We start from the raw sequence: 3,607 nt of genomic DNA on the forward strand, positions 1-3,607 counted from the left end.
TCCCGATTCCCGATTCCCAATTCCCGATTCCCGATTCCCGATTCCCGATTCCCGATTCCCGATTCCCGATTCCCGATTCCCGATTCCCGATTCCCGATTCCCGATTCCCGATTCCCGATTCCCGATTCCCGATTCCCGACTCCCTAACGAAACAATGAACCAACAACGACAAAAACCCCACTACTCCATGTGTCAGGGATTCCGTATTCCCATGGGATTTCCGGTAACCTGTTTTGAATCTGGACTCAGTTACAATGCTCAACCGGAGGATAACTTTATTGTTACTTATCCCAAATGTGGCACAACTTGGGTTCAACATATTGTCTGGATGCTCAACCATGATGGCGAACCCCTACCTGTGGGCAAAGACATCAATTTAGAAGTACCTCATCTCGAAGAAGTGGGTGCTGATTTTGTAGCAGCCATGGCATCCCCAAGGTTTATTAAAACTCATATTTCTTACTCATTCACCCCTTATTGTGCTGATGCCAAGTATATCTATATTGCTCGCAATCCCTTTGATTGTGTTGTTTCTTTTTATTACCATACTAAAGGGTTTGTGAAGCACTATAATTTTGCAGAAGGAACCTTTAATGATTTTTTTGAATGCTTTATTGAAGGGGAAGTTGATTGGGGCGATTATTTCGAGCATTTACTGTCTTGGTATGACCATCGCCAGGATGACAATGTTTTGTTTATCACTTACGAAGCTATGAAAGCTGATACTCCCAACTATATTCGAGAAATTGCTAAGTTTTTAGGGAGTTCATACCTAGACAAACTCAATAATGCTGAAATTTTCAATAGCATTCTTAAACACACCAGTTTTACCAGCATGAGCCAAGACCAAAGTCGGTGGTCGAGTCAGCGACCTAAAGAAATGACACCGTTTATCCGCAAAGGAGAAATCGGAGATTGGAAGAATCATTTTTCTGACGATCAAATAGCCCGTTTATATGATAAATTTATAAAGAAGACTGCTGGAACAGATATAGCAATGTTGTGGGCTGATTTGATTCCCAGTAAGCATTCAGCCGTCAGCAGTCAGCCGTCAGCCGTAGCCCATAAGCTGACAGCTGATAGCTGACAGCTGATAGCTGAATAATTACCTGTTCCCTATTCCCTGTTCCCTATTCCCTGTTCCCTACTCCCTACTCCCTACTCCCTACTCCCTAAAACCCAACAATTTTTACCTCAACCAATTGAAAACTGCTACACATGGACACCTACGAATATCAAGTCGGTGGTAGTTTAAAATTAGATGCCCCTAGTTATGTAGAGCGTCGAGCTGATGCTGAACTTTATAACGCTTTAATTAGGGGTGAGTTTTGTTATGTGTTCAACTCCCGACAGATGGGTAAGTCTAGCTTGCGCTTACGCATCAAGTATCGACTGCAACAGGCTGGTTTTAGCTGCGCTTCTATTGATATGACTCGAATTGGTAGTGAAACTATTACTCCCCTGACAAACAATAGCGCTATTGTTTAGGGAGTGGCTATTAGCCCAGAAGGTAAAACCATTGCGTCAGCGTCAGGGGACAAAACCGTTAAGCTTTGGCGCTATAATGGGGCATTACTAAGGACGTTTCAGGGGCATAATGACCGCGTTTACAACGTTGCCATCAGCCCAGATGGTCAAACCATTGCGTCCGCGTCAGGGGATAAAACCGTTAAACTCTGGCATGCTGATGGCACTTTACTCAATACTCTTCAGGGCCATAGCGATCGCGTTTACAACGTTGCCATCAGCCCAGATGGTAAAACCATTGCGTCCGCGAGTTGGGACGGAACCGTTAACCAGTGGAGTTGGGAAGGCACATTACTCACTACCCTACGAGGGCATCAAGATTTAGTGTACGGTGTGGCCATCAGCCCAGACGGAAAAACTATTGCATCGGCGAGTTGGGATGGAACGGTTAGGCTCTGGAAACCCGATGGCATCATCCTCACCAGGCTCAGGGGGCATAGTGATTTAGTTTGGGGAGTTGCCATTAGCCCAGACGGAAAAACCATTGCATCGGCGAGTTGGGATCAGACCGTGAAACTGTGGAATACAGACGGTAGCCTACAAAGAACCCTGAATGGCCATAGCGCTAGAGTTTCAGGAATAGCGATTAGCCCCGATGGTAAGATGATTGCTTCCGCTAGTGCCGATAACACTATCAAGCTCTGGCACAGAAACGGTAGCTTGCTAAAAACCTTAACAAACCATAGCAGCGCTGTTTTAGCAGTAGTCTTCAGCTCCGACGGTGAGATGATGGCTTCCGCTAGTGCCGATAAAACCATTAAGCTCTGGAAACGGGACGGTACCTTAATTAATACCCTTAACGGCCATAGCGATCGCATTGATGGAGTAGCCTTCAGCAAAGATGGGACTCTAATTGCTTCCGCCAGTTGGGATAAAACTGTCAAGCTTTGGACGCCAGACGGAACCTTGATTACTACCCTCAAGGGACACCATGACCGGGTTTACAGCGTTGCCATCAGTCCCGACGGTGAAACCATTGCGTCCGCGAGTTGGGACAAAACCATTAAACTCTGGAAGCGCGATGGAACCTTGATTACTACCCTCAACGGTCATCAAGCAGGAGTATTAGGAGTAGTGTTTAGCCCTGACGGTAACAGAATTGCTAGCGCTAGTTATGACAAAACCGTCAAACTCTGGAAGCAGGATGGAACCCTTTTAACTACCCTGAAAGGACATAGCGATGGCGTCTTAGCCGTAGTTTTCAGCCCCGATGGTGAGATGATCGCCTCCGCCAGTGGAGACAACACTGTTATTATATGGAATTTAGATCAAGTCCTGGATTTAGACCAGTTACTAATCTATGGTTGCAATTGGATACAAGATTATTTGAACACCAACTCGGAGGTTAATGATGTTTGTCACCCTTAACTTAGAAAATGTAGATTTCACCGATCAGCAATTTTATCATCTTTGTAAAATAAATCCAGAGTTACAGTTAGAGCGCACTGCTAAGGGAGAATTAATTATCATGCCACCAGTAGGAGGAATTAGTGGAAATCAAGAAGCAGATTTGATTACTGAACTAACGATTTGGAACCGTCAAACTAACATGGGAAAAGTTTTCAGTTCCTCCACCATGTTTAAACTCCCTAACGGCGGAGATAGATCCCCCGATGCAGCTTGGGTAAAGTTAGACCGTTGGCAAGCCCTCACACCAGAACAACAGCAAAAGTTTCCCCCGATTTGCCCTGATTTTGTGATTGAATTGCGTTCACGGACAGATACACTTAAGTCTCTACAAGACAAGATGAAAGAATACCTCAACAGTGGCTTACAACTAGGTTGGTTAATTAACCCTCAGAATCAGCAAGTAGAAATATACCGTCCCAATCAACCAGTAGAAATAGTCGGATTTCCAGTTAGTTTATCTGGAGAAGAGGTACTACCTGGATTTGTTTTGACAGTACCTATTTGAAGAAGAGAGTGTGGGGAGTGGGGGGAGATGGGGAGTGGGGGGAGATGGGGAGATGGGGAGATGGGGAGATGGGGAGATGGGGAGATGGGGAGATGGGGAGATGGGGAGATGGGGAGATGGGGAGATGGGGAGATGGGGAGATGGGGAGATGGGGAGATGGGGAGA

The 3,607-nt window shown here is 45.7% G+C and carries 4 protein-coding genes; all 4 read left to right on the forward strand.

The window, feature by feature from the left end; all coding sequences use genetic code 11:
* Nucleotides 1–1,087, forward strand: a 1,087-nt coding sequence (locus F6K57_RS39775) for a sulfotransferase domain-containing protein (protein WP_364306089.1), incomplete at its 5' end; no start/stop codon positions are given.
* Between the two features lie 131 nt (nucleotides 1,088–1,218).
* Entirely contained in the window at nucleotides 1,219–1,488 is a 270-nt protein-coding gene (locus tag F6K57_RS39780) for an AAA-like domain-containing protein (RefSeq protein WP_293027665.1), read from the forward strand.
* Nucleotides 1,489–1,491: 3 nt separating this feature from the next.
* A complete protein-coding gene (locus F6K57_RS39785) occupies nucleotides 1,492–2,895 on the forward strand; it encodes a WD40 repeat domain-containing protein (protein ID WP_293027662.1) in 1,404 nt (467 codons plus the stop codon).
* Complete coding sequence (locus F6K57_RS39790) at nucleotides 2,876–3,442, forward strand: Uma2 family endonuclease (RefSeq protein ID WP_293027658.1); 567 nt, start codon at nucleotides 2,876–2,878, stop codon at nucleotides 3,440–3,442. Before F6K57_RS39785 ends, F6K57_RS39790 begins: the two co-directional genes overlap by 20 nt.
* Nucleotides 3,443–3,607: the final 165 nt, after the last annotated feature.

Origin of the sequence: Moorena sp. SIO4A5, from assembly GCF_010672005.1 — a bacterium.
In the GTDB taxonomy this organism is placed as follows: Bacteria; Cyanobacteriota; Cyanobacteriia; order Cyanobacteriales; family Coleofasciculaceae; genus Moorena.

Excerpts from the sequence above, each read along its gene's own strand:
- F6K57_RS39780 (WP_293027665.1), top strand. The coding sequence starts at position 1,219 with ATGGACACCTACGAATATCAAGTCGGTGGTAGTTTAAAATTAGATGCC.
- F6K57_RS39790 (WP_293027658.1), top strand. The coding sequence starts at position 2,876 with ATGATGTTTGTCACCCTTAACTTAGAAAATGTAGATTTCACCGATCAG.